13 protein-coding genes are annotated in these 12,309 nt (G+C 58.3%); 6 read left to right on the top strand and 7 right to left on the bottom strand.

The features are described 5' to 3' along the window. Positions 1-11: 11 nt before the first annotated feature. Positions 12-1,262, top strand: coding sequence for an MFS transporter (locus ACQZ6F_RS07325; protein ID WP_068388044.1), 1,251 nt, complete (start codon positions 12-14; stop codon positions 1,260-1,262). A 51-nt stretch (positions 1,263-1,313) separates the two neighbouring features. On the opposite strand, the gene ACQZ6F_RS07320 is transcribed toward ACQZ6F_RS07325, so the two are convergent. The 6 genes from ACQZ6F_RS07320 to ACQZ6F_RS07295 form a co-directional block, all read right to left on the bottom strand. Next, on the bottom strand, positions 1,314-1,829 hold the full coding sequence (locus tag ACQZ6F_RS07320) for a hypothetical protein (protein ID WP_136687124.1): 516 nt from the start codon (positions 1,827-1,829) through the stop codon (positions 1,314-1,316). Between the two features lie 113 nt (positions 1,830-1,942). Continuing rightward, positions 1,943-2,779 carry an RDD family protein gene (locus ACQZ6F_RS07315; RefSeq protein ID WP_449092270.1) on the bottom strand — a complete coding sequence of 279 codons (837 nt, stop codon included), beginning with the start codon at positions 2,777-2,779 and terminating at the stop codon, positions 1,943-1,945. Between the two features lie 257 nt (positions 2,780-3,036). Next, positions 3,037-4,107, bottom strand: coding sequence for an SEL1-like repeat protein (locus tag ACQZ6F_RS07310; protein ID WP_449092271.1), 1,071 nt, complete (start codon positions 4,105-4,107; stop codon positions 3,037-3,039). Between the two features lie 54 nt (positions 4,108-4,161). After that, a complete protein-coding gene (locus ACQZ6F_RS07305) occupies positions 4,162-5,754 on the bottom strand; it encodes an SEL1-like repeat protein (RefSeq protein WP_449092272.1) in 1,593 nt (530 codons plus the stop codon). Positions 5,755-5,872: 118 nt separating this feature from the next. After that, positions 5,873-6,466 (bottom strand): hypothetical protein, encoded by a 594-nt coding sequence (locus tag ACQZ6F_RS07300; RefSeq protein WP_068387531.1) that lies wholly within the window; start codon positions 6,464-6,466, stop codon positions 5,873-5,875. A 1-nt stretch (position 6,467) separates the two neighbouring features. Further along, positions 6,468-6,857 (bottom strand): acyl-CoA thioesterase, encoded by a 390-nt coding sequence (locus tag ACQZ6F_RS07295; protein WP_077468814.1) that lies wholly within the window; start codon positions 6,855-6,857, stop codon positions 6,468-6,470. A gap of 228 nt (positions 6,858-7,085) precedes the next feature. Here ACQZ6F_RS07295 and ACQZ6F_RS07290 point away from each other — a divergent pair, with 228 nt between their 5' ends. From ACQZ6F_RS07290 to ACQZ6F_RS07275, 4 genes are all read left to right on the top strand, one after another. Beyond that, complete coding sequence (locus ACQZ6F_RS07290; RefSeq protein WP_449092273.1) at positions 7,086-8,279, top strand: extensin-like domain-containing protein; 1,194 nt, start codon at positions 7,086-7,088, stop codon at positions 8,277-8,279. A gap of 106 nt (positions 8,280-8,385) precedes the next feature. Then, positions 8,386-8,640, top strand: a complete 255-nt coding sequence (locus tag ACQZ6F_RS07285) for a hypothetical protein (RefSeq protein WP_068387524.1) — start codon at positions 8,386-8,388, stop codon at positions 8,638-8,640. Between the two features lie 386 nt (positions 8,641-9,026). Further along, positions 9,027-9,953: an ABC transporter ATP-binding protein gene (locus tag ACQZ6F_RS07280; protein ID WP_449092274.1), complete on the top strand. Its 927-nt coding sequence runs from the start codon at positions 9,027-9,029 to the stop codon at positions 9,951-9,953. After that, the gene (locus ACQZ6F_RS07275) at positions 9,950-10,711 is read left to right on the top strand and encodes an ABC transporter permease (protein WP_449092275.1); all 762 of its coding nucleotides are present in this window, start codon (positions 9,950-9,952) and stop codon (positions 10,709-10,711) included. The genes ACQZ6F_RS07280 and ACQZ6F_RS07275 overlap by 4 nt, the downstream gene beginning before the upstream one ends. Positions 10,712-10,779: 68 nt before the next feature. On the opposite strand, the gene ACQZ6F_RS07270 is transcribed toward ACQZ6F_RS07275, so the two are convergent. Further along, on the bottom strand, positions 10,780-11,130 hold the full coding sequence (locus ACQZ6F_RS07270) for a winged helix-turn-helix transcriptional regulator (RefSeq protein ID WP_449092276.1): 351 nt from the start codon (positions 11,128-11,130) through the stop codon (positions 10,780-10,782). A 184-nt stretch (positions 11,131-11,314) separates the two neighbouring features. On the opposite strand from ACQZ6F_RS07270, the gene ACQZ6F_RS07265 reads away from it, so the two are divergent. After that, entirely contained in the window at positions 11,315-12,304 is a 990-nt protein-coding gene (locus tag ACQZ6F_RS07265) for a zinc-dependent alcohol dehydrogenase family protein (RefSeq protein WP_449092277.1), read from the top strand. The last annotated feature ends 5 nt before the right edge of the window (positions 12,305-12,309 follow it).

Raw genomic sequence — 12,309 nt, 5'->3', positions numbered from 1 at the left:
GGAGGATCATGATGACCGCATTGGATAGCTTACGTTCCTTGTCCCCCCAGCAACGAAACACCGTCATCGCGGCCTATCTGGGCTGGACGCTGGATGCTTTCGATTTCTTCATATTGGTTTTCGTTCTCAAGCATATAGCCGAGGAGTTTCATACGGATGTCCCGGCGGTTGCCGTCGCCATCTTCCTCACGCTGGCCATGCGGCCGCTCGGTGCATTGATCTTCGGCCTTGCAGCGGATCGCTACGGCAGGCGCACCACGCTCATGGTGGATGTGCTGCTCTACTCGGTGTTCGAATTCCTGACCGGGTTTTCGACCGGGTTGACGATGTTCCTCGTCCTGCGTGCTCTCTTCGGCATCGCCATGGGCGGCGAATGGGGGGTCGGCGCATCGCTGGTCATGGAGACCATACCGGAGGACTCGCGCGGTCTCGTTTCGGGTATCCTGCAGGCGGGCTATCCCTCCGGCTACCTGATTGCCTCCATCGTCTTCTTCCTGCTGTTCCCGGTCATTGGCTGGCGCGGCATGTTCATCGTCGGTGCGGTGCCGGCGCTGCTGGTGCTCTACATCAGGCGGAACGTTCAGGAATCGCCGGCCTTCGTGGAGCGGCAGTCGAAACCGCAGCGAGCATTCCTCACCGTGTTGCGAGAGAATATTCCTCTCTTCATATGGGCGGTGCTTCTCATGACTGCGTTCAATTTCTTCAGTCACGGAACGCAGGATCTCTATCCGACTTTCCTGGAAACCCAGAAGCAATATGATTCCTATACGGTTGGCGCCATCGCCATCGTCTACAATATCGGTGCGATCGTCGGCGGTTTGACTTTTGGCGTGTTGTCGCAGCGTTGGGGCAGGCGGCGAACCATCGTCATCGCCGCGCTTCTGGCCATTCCTGTCGCACCGCTCTGGGTTTACGGACAGGGACCTGTGATGCTGGCGATCGGCGCTTTCCTGATGCAGCTCTTCGTTCAGGGCGCATGGGGTATCGTGCCAGTGCATCTCAACGAATTGTCGCCGGACGAGGTGCGCGGCACATTCCCCGGCTTCGCTTACCAGCTCGGCAATCTCCTGGCTTCGGGCAATGCCTCGATCCAGGCCGGGTTGGCAAAGCAATGGAACGGCGATTACGCCACTGCGCTGCTGATCGTCGCCTGCATCGTTGCCGTCGTCGTGGCTCTATTCGCCGGCTTCGGTTTCGAGAAGAAGGGGGTCCGTTTCGGCAGCAAGAGTGCCGGTGAGGCCGATGCTGCCGTGCGAAGCTGAGCCGGCTCGGCATCCAATTTAAGTGGGGCCGGCGTTTTGCCGGCCCCGGCTCTACTTGCCGCAGATCTCGGAAATCTTAGCCTGCGCAAAACCGCGGGCAAGGTCCTGCAATCCCCCGACAGAGGATATCAGCTCGCCGATCGGCCCGTTGATGCCGAGACGCAGATCGGTGATGTGGCAGGCGCCGACATCGACCGTCATGGACGCGTCGAGTTGACCCTTGAGCGTCGTCTTCAGCAGGCCATGCGACTTGCATTCCATTTCGGCATGCGCGTTGATCTGCACGTTGCCAGTCGGGCCATCGCAGACATCGAGCGACTTGACCTCGAATTTTTCCTTGTGATCGATACCCGGAAGCTTCTTGCAGGGATCGGCTTCATTCACCGATTTCTCGATCTGCGGACCGAATTTGCTCTGCAGCAGCGACCAGCAGGTACCCGGCGCAGCTACGGCCGGCGTCGCGGTCATCGGCAGTGGGCATAGTGGCAAGACGATAGCTCCGGCCAGCAATACCGTGCGAATGGACGGTAGAAGCGAGGCGGAATGTAAGGCATGTCTCAGTTTCACGGCGATCTAACCTCTCGACAGAAGAAGAAGCAAAGCAGGTCCCGGCCGGCCGCAGTCTTTCATGTCTTCCGCCGGCATGGCAACCCCGTCTGCTCGCGAGCCAGCCGTGATCGCTAGTCCTTGACGACCTTGGTGTCGCAGAAGCGGTCGTAGAAGGTCTGGCCGCGCCAGATGAGCAACGGAAAGAGCCACCAGATGAGCGTGAACACAAGCAGCATCGGCGCCAAGGCGCCCGTCAGGGCGAGGAAACCGTCGGCGGTGAGGATACTGGCGTCACGGGCCTGCTGGATCAACTGGTCGATCGGAGGCTGGAACGGCCGCAAGATAAACAGGCTGACCAGATTGAAGACCGCAACCAGCACAAAGGGCAGAAACTTGAATATTTCCCGCTTTGCCGCCAATCCCAGGGTCATCGGGCCGTCTTCAATCGTCGTCACGCGCAGGGACAGCAATCGCTTGCCCGGTGTTCGTCTTGCGCGGGCTGAGCAATAGGCGAAAGCAAGGGGCAGGATGAGCAGGACGACGCTGGATGTCGGCCTCGCCGTTACGTTTGGATCAACCGGATTTCCATTGTTGTCGACCGGCGTGGAGAAGGCACGTATGGAGGTCGTCGCGCCCTGTTCCAAAACGACTTTCGAAACGAAGACGACGTACCCCTTGCTGCCGAGCCAGGATATGCGGCACAGCTGGTTGCTTCTCACTTCACCCTTCTGCAGCGGCCATTCGGCCTCTATCTTCGGAACAAGCGGCCCCGTTGTTGTTTCGCTGCACTGCTGATTCTGGAGAAACGGCAGCGTCAGATCCCAGGGCGTCACCATCGACAAAGCGAGGAACAGCAGCGTGAACACGATCTGGAAAAGGATGATATCGATCGCATAGGCGGCAAGCCGACGCCAGAAGTGGCGCGGCGGCAGTGAGGCCAGTTGGTAATCCGAGGCAGCAAAACTCATATTTCCCCCACTTTCAGCGCCCATTGCCGCCCCCAGGCGCAGCACAATATACTTGAAGTTGCATCAGATAGCATGGTTCGCTGTGATTCGCCGAAGAGCTGACAATAAGCTAGAGCGGTTCAGCTTTTCACGGAATCTCTGAACCGCTCCATCTCTTTGTTTCTACGCAATTCCGGCTGGAAAGCCGCTGCGCACTTTTCCTGGAATTGCTTTGGTGACAAAACGACAGTGCCTATTGATCGATCCGCATGGCCATCTCAGATCGGGATGCTTTTGGCATCCGACGGCTCGTCCTGTCCGTCATCGGTATCGCCCTGATAGCCCAGGCTCTTCGCTTTGCGAAACCATTCAAGCGCCTTGGTCGAATTGGCCGGAACGCCGTCGCCATCACGATACATGATGCCGAGATTATAGGCGGCGTCGGCATAGCTGTGCCCGGCCGCCCGCTCGAACCAATAAACGGCCTGAACGGCATTCTTGGCGACACCTTCTCCATCGCGGAACATGACGCCGAGATTGTACTCGGCTTCGACGTCATTCTGCCCGGCGGCTTTCAGGAACCAGATGATCGCCTCTGCATCGTCCTGCTTTATTCCGTCGCCATCGGCATACATGGCACCGATATTGTATTCGGCATCCGCATCCCCCTGATCGGCCGCCTTGCGGAACCAGGAGAGGGCCTGTGGGCCATCCTTGCCGACACCTTCGCCATCGCGATACATGATGCCGAGATTGTATTGTGCCTCGACCTTGCCCTGGCCGGCAGCCTTCAAATACCAGATGACGGCCTGGCTCTTGTCCTTGCCGGTGCCGTCGCCCTGGTCGAACATGACACCGACATTGTATTGGGCGTCCGCATCGCCCTGTTCGGCGGCCTTGCGGTACCAGATGAAGGCCTGTGCCTTGTCCGAGGCAACGCCTTCGCCTGTGTCATACATCACGCCGAGATTGTATTGTGCGTTTGCGTGCCCCTGCGCTGCGGCCTTCTTGTACCATTGGATGGCCGCGCCCTTGTCGATGGCGATGCCTTCGCCCTGGTCGTACATGGTGCCGAGGTTAAACTGTGCTTCTGCGCTGCCTTGCTCGGCGGCTTTCCGATACCAGCGGAGTGCCTGCTCGAGGTTCTTCTCGACACCGTCACCCTGCTCGTACATCTGGCCGAGCTTCAGCTGCGCCTCGACATCACCCTTGTTTGCCAAGGGGCGCAAATAGTCGGGTGCCGATTTGAAATCTCCGCGATCATAGCTGTTGCGTCCGACATCGGCGTGTGCCGCGCCTGCGGATGCCAGCGCGAAGAGCAATCCCACGGCCCCCTTCTTCCAATTCACGATCTACCCCTCAGTCGGTGTCCGTTAGGTTATCAATATATAATTTCGCAGTCGTCACGGCAGAAGCGCCATCAGTAGACGAAGGGCGATCCAGCCCGGCGTCGAGCCGGTGTCCTTGCCAGCGGCACGTCCTTCGCCCAAAGGCCCGAGATCCCTGATCGGACCGTCCCCATTGGCTTCCATATAGCTGAGGCCGTGTTGGGCCTCCGGCAGTCCCTTTGCTGCAGCCTTGTTGAACCAGTCGGCTGCGATTGCTGCGTCCTTGGGCACTCCGTAGCCGTTATAATACAGATATCCAAGACTATATTCGGCGCGGGCATCACCTTGTTCCGCCGCCTTGCGAAACAGATCGGCCGCCTGGCCATAATCTTTGGCGACGCCATCGCCGTGATAGTAGAGCGAAGCGAGCGCGTATTGCCCCTGCGAGTTGTCCTGGTCGGCGGCCTTGCGATACCAGCTGGCGGCGGCAGCCTTGTCCGGCGCGGTGCCCTGGCCATTTTCATAGACATAGCCAAGGGCGTATTGTGCATCCGCGTGGCCTTGCGCTGCCGATTTCTCATAGAATTCGAAGGCCTTGCGGTAATCCCTCGCGACGCCGCGGCCGCTGGCATACATGTAGGCGAGGGCGTATTCGCCTTGCGCATCGCCCTGATCGGCCGACTTGCGATACCATTTCACGGCGCTGGGCTCATCGACCTTGACGCCCTGGCCGTTGGCATAGAGATAGCCGAGCGCATATTGCGCATCAGATCGTCCCTGGTCGGCTGATTTGCGATACCATTCCAACGCCTGCCGGTAATCCCTTGCGACGCCTAGTCCGTTCGCAAGGCTGTAGCCAATGGCATATTGCGCGTCGGGGCGGCCCTTTTCGGCAGCTTTCCGATACCAGGAATAGGCCTCAGCCTCGCTCCTTTCGACGCCCCTGCCATTGGCATAGGCGTAGCCCAGCGCATATTGGCCCTGCGCGTATCCCTGAGCGGCGGCTTTTCTGTACCAGTCAACAGCAGCGGCCTGATCTTCCGCCACGCCCTGGCCGGTATCGTACATATAGCCGAGCGCATATTGAGCATCAGTGCGGCCCTGGTCGGCTGATTTGCGATACCAACCAAGGGCGATGGCGTAATCCTGACGAACGCCGATACCGTTGGCATACATGTAGCCGAGGGCATATTCCGCCTGTGCGTGGCCCTGGGCTGCAGCTTTCTGATACCAATTGACGGCCTGTATTTTGTCGAAATCCATGCCGCGGCCATTCGCGAGGGAGTAGCCCAGGGCATATTGGGCATCGGCGTTGCCGTGTTGCGCGGCTTTCAGATACCAGTCGTTGGCCTGTTTCTGGTCGGGGTCTATGCCGCGGCCGTTCGAATACATGTAGGCGAGGGCGTATTGGGCCTGAGCATTGCCCTGGGCGGCTGCCTTCTCATACCATTCCACCGCCTGAGCATCGTCGCGCTCCACGCCCTGGCCGTTGGCGTAGCGATAGCCGAGACCGTATTGCGCCGCGGCGTTACCCTGATTTGCGAATTCCACCCAGTATTTCAGATCAATGGTGGTGTTGGCCGGACCCGGTGTCGGATCTTCCGCATGAGCGAGCCAAGGCAATGAAAGAGCAAGCGCCAATCCCAATGCATAGCTCTTTAATTTCAAGGCTGCGTCTCCCCTGCGTCTCCGACGGCAATCGATCTGAACAATATGGCGATGTCTTGGTCAAGGATTGTAGAGTATCGAAATGGCAGCCGTTTTAAGGTCGGACAGTATTTGATCATTATCCGGGAAGTACATCGTAAAGGCGGAAGATCCACGTGATCTGGTAGATCAGCCCGACGATGACGAATGCCGCCTGGAACCGTCGGTTGGCTGTGATCGCGGCGATGATGCAGAGGATGATGTAGACGACGTTGCGCGTCGGATATTCCCAGCCGAGAGAATAGAAATATGCCTCGCCTTTCAGCCAGGTGTCCATCAGATCGACGGCATAAGTGACGGCCAGGAGACCGAAGAACCAGCCGCGGCGAGAAATGAAATACTCCTCGAAGCCGCCATAGTCCTCGACGGATGGCGGATTTAGCAGAACGCAGAGGAAATAGAAAAGACAGCAGAAGCAGATCAGGAAAAGGTAGACGCCGAAATTGATCTGCGCGACGGACTGCAGCCGATACTCCCACCACCAGAAATGGATGATGAACAGGAACATCGACAGCACCCAGCCGATGTGGACGAAGTAGATCTTGTTCTTGCCAGGGGCCTGCACGAAGCCGGCGAGCCGCGTCAGGAGCTGGGCGAGCGAAAGGCCGATCACCATGCTCATGACCGTCCTGATATAGACGTAGACCTCCGGTGCGTGCGCCGCGCCCAACATCTCAGCTCTCCGCCGGCACCGCCTTGGGTGCGCCATTCTCGTCAAGGGCGACCATGATGAAGGTCGCGGCCGTGACTTTTTCCAGCGTGTTGAAGCGCGCGCGGTGTGCCCATGCCTCGACATTCAGGGTGATCGAGGTGCGGCCGACACGTTCGATATCGGTGAAGACGCTCAGCGTATCGCCGATCTTGACCGGCAGTTCGAACGCCATTTCCTTGACGGCTGCTGTGACGACACGGCCGCGGGCTCGCTCCGCGGCGCGAATGCCGCTTGCCAAGTCCATCTGTGCCATGACCCAGCCGCCGAAGATGTCACCGGCGGGATTGGCATCAGCAGGCATAGCCAGCGTGCGCAATGTCAGCTCGCCTCTCGGTTTGACGCTGCCATTCATTCCTTCGCTCCTATCGCCGGGCACCGATTCATCTTGCCAACCTATGCAATCCCACTGCGATGGGAAAGACCGTGTCGGCGTTTACCACCAGGGGTTTTGAAGGTGTCCGCGCGCTTCCTAAGCGTGGCAACGGAACAGCCCGGTTCGTGGCGGTAAGTATTCATTCACCGTTCCCGTTTAGGATTTGTCATCGTTACCGACCCGTGGCTGGGGCAACGGATCAGGATTATGGCCTATTTACCCATTCTACGGCGGGCTCTGCTGCCACTGCTGCTGTCGTCGGCGCTGGTCGCCTGTACGGCAGATAGTCTCGTGCCGCCCTCGAGTGTCGACAGCAACACGCGCGTCGGCTCGATCAAGCCACATCGCAGCGTGCAGCAAAGGCAATTCGCCTATCCTGGCACGCAGGATCCCGTCGTTTCAGCCTCTAGCAACTACAACGGCAATGGTTACAAGCGTACGACCGGAATGGGCGAGGCTGTGACCACCACGGATGTCCAGACGGGCCTGGCTCAACAGGCCGATGTTCCCTCCCAGGGTGTCAATATGGATGCGGAGCTGGGGGTCGGCCCGGCCGAGGAGGCGCGATCCGGATCAGTGGTCGGATTGGCGCAGGAAGAAGATCAGAATATTGCCGAGGGCGAAACCGACCAGCCCGTCGTAGATGGCATTGGTTCGGACGCGCCGGTGCAAACCAACCGTTCGACCCTTCAGCGGTCGGCCGCACAGGCCGAACTCAATCAATCGCCGATACCGCGACAACAGGCGGGCACACAAGTCGCGATGCTGCCGCGCGTAGGTAATCCGATGCCACGCATCGGCCAGCAGTTCGAAGCGCCGCAATCGACGCCGGGCATGATGCCGCCTTCGGAAGTCGCCTGCCGCCAGGAACTGCAGCGCATGGGCGTCGTCTATACCGACAAGCCGGCAATTTCGAATGGTCCCGCATGCCAGGTTCCCTATCCGGTTTCTTTGAGCGGTCTGTCAGGCAATATCGCGGTCAGGCCGGCGGTCACTTTGAATTGCCAGGTGACACTTGCCTTTGCGAAATGGGTCAAGAACGAATTGGCGCCAGCGGCACGCACACGTTACTGGTCCGGTATCGGCACGATCGTTCCGCTTGGCGGATATTCCTGCCGGCGGATGAACAATAGCCGGCAACGTTATAATCCGATGTCGGAACACGCCCATGGCAATGCCATCGATGTCGGCACCTTCGTGCTGAAGAATGGCCATGTGATCGACGTTCGCAAGAAGGGCCTATTCTCCTTCCGCGAGGGAGGATTGCTCAAGGCCGTTCGTACCGATAGCTGCCGGTATTTCGATACCGTTCTCGGGCCGGGAAGCAATGCAGAGCATTGGAATCATTTCCATTTCGACCTCAGGGATCGCAAGGGCGGCCGGCGCTATTGCAGCCTTTGATTAGTGCTTGGACGCAGATGCATCCATGCTTGCCGAAAGCGAAAGCTGATTTACCTATTTGGGGAATTGCGGTTAAGTGTGGCCACGGAAGGCAAGCGAGGGTTCGATGGAGCAGGTGCCGAGACGACAAAGAAGCCTGGGAAGAGCGCTCATTGCCGCGTTGATTGCCATCATTGTCGTGATCGGCGGGCGCTGGTACGCCTATGTCGCCTACGCCGACGATCCTTTCGATGAAGTCGGCATCGGCCTCAATTCGATGATGCCAGGGCCCATTCGCGACAAGGGCTGCGAAATGTTGAAGGCACGCTTCGAACATAAGACCCTGCCACCGGCCGGCTGCGGCCTGAACGGCAGTTGGTAGACGTCATCCCACTGATCGTAAGCTGGCGAAAAAGAAAAAAGCCGGCGATGGCCGGCTTGAACGGAGCATGACAACGACGGGGGATCCTTGCCTGCTCCAGAAAAAAACTTCATGTGGCAATGAGGCACGCAGTATCAATGCGAGGGCAATAAATCGTCGAGTAAAACAGGCGCTAACGCTGTCACCAAGAGGCGTTGGGCGGAGTTGCGACAAACGTTGCTCACCTAAGGATGTATATGCCCGACGAAGGTCACGATTTGATGACACGTTATTTGGCTTAAGCGAACGCTGTGTTTCAACTCGGTGGGGTGGTAAAAGCACAATTCGGGCTATATAGCGGGCAACCGCTGCAAAATTAATCAGATAGCCCGGACTTTACCCGCATCATGGCTCCGATCATTTCCATCCGCAGTCTTACCAAAACATACGGTAATGGCTTCCAGGCGCTGAAAGGTGTCGATCTCGATATCCAGCAAGGGGAAATCCTTGCCTTGCTGGGGCCGAATGGCGCGGGCAAGACCACATTGATCTCGATCGTCTGCGGAATCGCCAATCCGAGCAGCGGCTCGGTGACGGTTGGTGGACATGATGTCGTGCGCGATTTTCGCGCCACGCGCAGCATGATCGGCCTCGTGCCGCAGGAACTGACCACGGATCAGTTCGAAACCGTCTGGAATACCGTCAGCTTTTCCCGTGGCCTGCATGGCAAGAAGGCGAACCCTGCGCACATAGAAAAGGTGCTGCGCGATCTGTCGCTGTGGGACAAGAAGGACAATATGCTTCGCCAGCTTTCAGGCGGCATGAAGCGGCGCGTTCTGATTGCCAAGGCACTCTCGCACGAGCCGGAGATCCTGTTTCTCGACGAGCCGACGGCAGGCGTGGATGTCACGCTGCGCAAGGACATGTGGCATGTGGTCGAGCGCCTGCGTGCCTCCGGCGTCACCATCATCCTGACGACACATTATATAGAAGAAGCCGAAGAAATCGCCGATCGCGTCGGCGTCATCAATGGCGGGCAATTGCTGCTTGTCGAGGAAAAGAAGGTCCTGATGGCCAAGCTCGGCCGCAAGCAGCTGATCCTCGATCTGAACGAGCCATTGGACGCCGTACCGGCGCGTCTCGACGGCAACGGACTTTCACTCGGTCCGAATGGCCTGACATTGATCTACGATTTCGATGCCCAGAATGAACAGTCGAGCATCGCGGTTCTCCTGTCGCGTCTGGCGGCCGAGGGGATCCATTTCAAAGACCTTTCGACGCGTCAGAGTTCGCTCGAGGACATTTTCGTATCGCTGGTAGGGGAAGCCAAATGAACTTCGAAGCGATCAAATCCATCTATGGCTTTGAAATGGCCCGCACGCGCCGCACCTTGCTGCAGAGCGTGGTCTCGCCTGTTATTTCCACCTCGCTCTATTTCATCGTTTTCGGCGCCGCGATCGGATCGCGCATCAATCTCGTCGAAGGTGTGTCCTACGGGGCGTTTATCACGCCGGGCCTGATCATGCTGACCCTGCTTGGGCAATGCATCAGCAACGGCTCCTTCGGCATCTACTTCCCGAAGTTCACGGGTACGATCTACGAGGTGCTGTCGGCACCCGTTGCCATGAGCGAGATCGTCCTCGGTTATGTCGGCGCGGCGGCGACCAAAGGCATGCTGATCGGGCTGATCATCCTGATGACGGCGAGCTTCTTCGTCGATATCAGGATCGAGCATCCGTTCATGATGATCCTGTTCTTCGTGCTGACGGCTGTAACGTTCAGCCTGTTCGGCTTCATGATCGGCATATGGGCTGGAAATTTCGAGCAGCTGAACCTCATTCCGATGCTGGTCGTGCCGCCGCTGACCTTCCTCGGCGGCAGCTTCTATTCGATCAACATGCTGCCGCCCTTCTGGCAGGCCGTCAGCCATCTTAATCCGGTTCTTTATCTCGTCAGCGGTTTCCGCTGGAGCTTCTATGGCATCGCCGACGTCAATCCGGTGCTGAGCCTTGCGATGATCACTCTCTTTCTGTTCATCTGTCTTGCCGTTCTTGGATGGATCTTCAAGACGGGCTATCGGCTGAGAAACTGACGGCGTCGTTCACGGCAAGGTGGCGCTGCGGGCGGATATTTGCCGTAGCGGTCAACCCGGAACACCAGTCACGCGGCAGATGAAACTTCAGCCTGCGCCGCCGATGGAGGATCGTCGCGGGCAACAAGGTTGCGGCGGGTCAGCCATCCATGTCCCCAATCTCTGAGGCTCAGCAGTATTGGTGTCAGCGTCCTGCCTTCCTCGGTGAGTGAATACTCCACCTTTGGCGGGATGACGGCGAACACCTTGCGTTCGATAAGGCCGTCTTCTTCCAGCTCCCTGAGCTGCTTGATCAGAAGTCGCTGGGAACAATCCCCCAGCTCTCTCTTGAGGGCATTGAAGCGAAGAGTGCCGTTGAGCAAGCGGTAGAGGATCATGCCTTTCCATTTGCCGCTGATGAGGTTGAGCGTCGCATACATCGTGCAGCCTGGCACTTCGTAATAGTCCCTATCCTTATTCATCCTGCGGCCTCGTAACGGTATACTTTTGAGCACTATATGCTTTTTATTACCGTATTTTCATTTCGATAGCTACGAGCCAATTGCATGCGGTCTGTCGCGCCGGCTGTCAGCGCGTGACGAAAACATGCAAGGAGAATGACGCATGGCCAGAGTTGTACGTTTTCACGAATATGGTGAGCCCGAGGTGCTGCAGATCGATGATATCGAGGTCGCGGCGCCAGCGGCCGAGGAGGTGCAGATCGTGGTGCGGGCTATCGGCCTCAACCGCGCCGAAGTCATGTTCAGGCGACACGCCTATCTTCAGGAAGCCGAATTTCCTTCAAGGCTTGGCTATGAAGCGGCCGGCACCATCAAGGCTCTTGGCAGCGGCGTGAACGGATTGGCGACGGGCGATGCGGTCAGCGTCATCCCGACGCTGGATATGGCCCGCTGGGGCACCTATGGTGAAGTCGTGAACGTGCCCGCCCGCCACGTCGTCAAGCACCCGGCGAACCTTTCCTTCGAACGGGCGGCGGCTTCGTGGATGCAGTATATTACAGCCTGGGGCGCGTTGATCGAGCAGGCGAAGCTTTCAAGCAATGACTTCGTCATCGTCTCAGCAGCGTCGAGCAGCGTTGGCATTGCCGCGTTTCAGGTCGCACGCAGCGTTGGCGCGACCGTGATTGCCACCACGCGCACCGGTGCCAAGGTCGAAGCCTTGCGCAAAGCCGGCGCACACCATGTTATCGCCACGGCGGAAGAAGACGTCACTGCGCGGGTGAGGGATATCACCGATGGCAAAGGTGCGCGTGTCGTATTCGACCCGATTGGCGGACCAGCCGTCGCACAGCTGGCGGAGTGCATGGCGGTCGGCGGCATTCTTCTGGAATATGGCGCGCTAAGCCCGGACGAGGGGTCTTTCCCGCAGTTTGCCGTTCTGGGGAAAAGCCTGACGCTGAAGGGCTATCTCTATACGGAAATCGTGTCCGACGAGGCCATTCTCGAGCGGGCAAAGACATTCATCAATAAGGGCCTGGAGTCGGGGGTACTCGATCCGTTCATTTCCCGGACCTTTGCTTTCGATCAAATTCAGGAGGCGACACGCTTCCTTGAAAGCAATGAGCAGATCGGAAAGATTGTCGTTGTCGTCTAAATAGT

The organism is Rhizobium sp. A22-96 (assembly GCF_053521805.1).
Note: the sequence above shows the minus strand (reverse complement) of the source record. Positions and strands in the feature narration are given on the sequence as shown.

Bases quoted from the DNA above. Each gene is read 5' to 3' on its own strand.
- ACQZ6F_RS07325 (WP_068388044.1), top strand. From the start codon at position 12: ATGACCGCATTGGATAGCTTACGTTCCTTGTCCCCCCAGCAACGAAAC.
- ACQZ6F_RS07315 (WP_449092270.1), bottom strand. From the start codon at position 2,779: ATGAGTTTTGCTGCCTCGGATTACCAACTGGCCTCACTGCCGCCGCGC.
- ACQZ6F_RS07300 (WP_068387531.1), bottom strand. From the start codon at position 6,466: ATGTTGGGCGCGGCGCACGCACCGGAGGTCTACGTCTATATCAGGACG.
- ACQZ6F_RS07295 (WP_077468814.1), bottom strand. From the start codon at position 6,857: ATGAATGGCAGCGTCAAACCGAGAGGCGAGCTGACATTGCGCACGCTG.
- ACQZ6F_RS07290 (WP_449092273.1), top strand. From the start codon at position 7,086: ATGGCCTATTTACCCATTCTACGGCGGGCTCTGCTGCCACTGCTGCTG.
- ACQZ6F_RS07285 (WP_068387524.1), top strand. From the start codon at position 8,386: ATGGAGCAGGTGCCGAGACGACAAAGAAGCCTGGGAAGAGCGCTCATT.
- ACQZ6F_RS07280 (WP_449092274.1), top strand. From the start codon at position 9,027: ATGGCTCCGATCATTTCCATCCGCAGTCTTACCAAAACATACGGTAAT.
- ACQZ6F_RS07275 (WP_449092275.1), top strand. From the start codon at position 9,950: ATGAACTTCGAAGCGATCAAATCCATCTATGGCTTTGAAATGGCCCGC.
- ACQZ6F_RS07270 (WP_449092276.1), bottom strand. From the start codon at position 11,130: ATGTATGCGACGCTCAACCTCATCAGCGGCAAATGGAAAGGCATGATC.
- ACQZ6F_RS07265 (WP_449092277.1), top strand. From the start codon at position 11,315: ATGGCCAGAGTTGTACGTTTTCACGAATATGGTGAGCCCGAGGTGCTG.